Raw genomic sequence first — 1,326 nt, 5'->3', positions numbered from 1 at the left:
AACTCCCGGTGCCGCTCGCCGCCGCCTGCCCGGGCGACGGTCGTCTCCCCACCCCGGCCCCCGCGCTGCCGTACGGCCCGGTCCCCGGCTCCTCGGGACGGATCGAGCACGTCGGGGTCCCGGACGGTGTCCTCACCCGTGCCGTGATCGATCGCCTCACCGGCGAGGACGTCGCCGAGCTCATCGTCACCCCGTGGCGCGGCGTGCTCACCGTGCGCACGTAGACTTCCGGCTGTCCCACGGCGAGGAACCCGGTGCGAGTCCGGGGCGGTTCCGCCACTGTGAGGCCCGGTCGACGGGCCGCCAAGCCAGATACTGGCCGAGGGATCGACGCGCTCCCTTGCGCGTCGCCTGAGACTTCTGACCGGGGCGAGAACCCCGAGGAGGACCCATGCCTGCTGTCCCCAGGCCGCCACGCCGCTACGACTACGTCGACGACGGGCCTGCGATCTACGTCGACTCGTTCGCCACCATCCGGCGGGAGACCGACCTGTCCCGCGTCCCGCGGGATGCCGAGCGGCTCGCCGTCCGGATGGTGCACGGCACCGGACAGACCGACCTCGTCGACGACCTGCAGGTCCATCCGGGGCTGGTGGGGTCCGCTCGGTCCGCCCTCGAGTCCGGGGCTCCGATCCTCTGCGACGCCCACATGGTGGCCTCCGGGATCACCAGGTCCCGGCTCCCCCGGAACAACGACGTGGTGTGCCTGCTGTCCGATCCCCGCGTGCTCGAGCTGGCCCGGCAGATGGGCACCACCCGCTCTGCCGCCGCTCTCTCGCTGTGGGGTGAGCGTCTCGACGGCGCCGTGGTGGCGATCGGCAACGCCCCCACCGCGCTGTTCCATCTGCTGGAGATGTTGCTGGACGGCGCTCCCCACCCCGCGGCGATCGTCGGGTGCCCGGTGGGCTTCATCGGCGCCGCGGAGTCGAAGGCCGCTCTGGCCTGCCTGGCGGACGACCACGGGCTCGACATCCCGTTTGTCACCGTCCACGGGCGACGTGGCGGGTCCGCGATGACGGTCTCCGCGGTCAACGCCCTCGCGCAGGTGGCCGAGTGAGCGCCGGTCCGGCGGGCACGGCTGGCGGCGAAGGCCCGGCGGACGATACGGGGCGCCTGTACGGCGTCGGCGTGGGCCCCGGTGACCCCGAGTTGATCACCCTCAAGGCCGCCCGCCTGATCGGCGCCGCCGACGTGGTGGCCTATCACGCCGGCCGGGGGAAGGACTCCAATGCCAGGCGGATCGCCGCAGGTCTCATCCCCGCCGGCGCGATCGAGGAGGTACTGGAGTACCCCGTGACCACGGGCGCCACCGACCACCCCGGCGGA

2 protein-coding genes, 1 pseudogene and 1 riboswitch are annotated in these 1,326 nt (G+C 73.2%); all 3 genes and pseudogenes read left to right on the top strand.

The window, feature by feature from the left end; translation table 11 throughout:
- Window positions 1-224: pseudogene (locus tag G6027_RS01270) on the top strand (nitrite reductase); the annotation flags it as partial.
- Window positions 213-339: riboswitch (cobalamin riboswitch) on the top strand. (Overlaps the previous pseudogene by 12 nt.)
- Window positions 340-391: 52 nt before the next feature.
- Window positions 392-1,057, top strand: coding sequence for a precorrin-8X methylmutase (locus tag G6027_RS01265; RefSeq protein ID WP_182634686.1), 666 nt, complete (start codon window positions 392-394; stop codon window positions 1,055-1,057).
- A partial coding sequence (locus tag G6027_RS01260; protein WP_346995590.1) for an SAM-dependent methyltransferase occupies window positions 1,054-1,326 on the top strand: 273 nt, incomplete at its 3' end. The genes G6027_RS01265 and G6027_RS01260, both read left to right, overlap by 4 nt.

This window comes from Dietzia sp. SLG310A2-38A2 (genome assembly GCF_014145095.1).
Lineage (GTDB): Bacteria > Actinomycetota > Actinomycetes > Mycobacteriales > Mycobacteriaceae > Dietzia.
Note: the sequence above shows the minus strand (reverse complement) of the source record. Positions and strands in the feature narration are given on the sequence as shown.

Excerpts from the sequence above, each read along its gene's own strand:
- G6027_RS01265 (WP_182634686.1), top strand. The coding sequence starts at position 392 with ATGCCTGCTGTCCCCAGGCCGCCACGCCGCTACGACTACGTCGACGAC.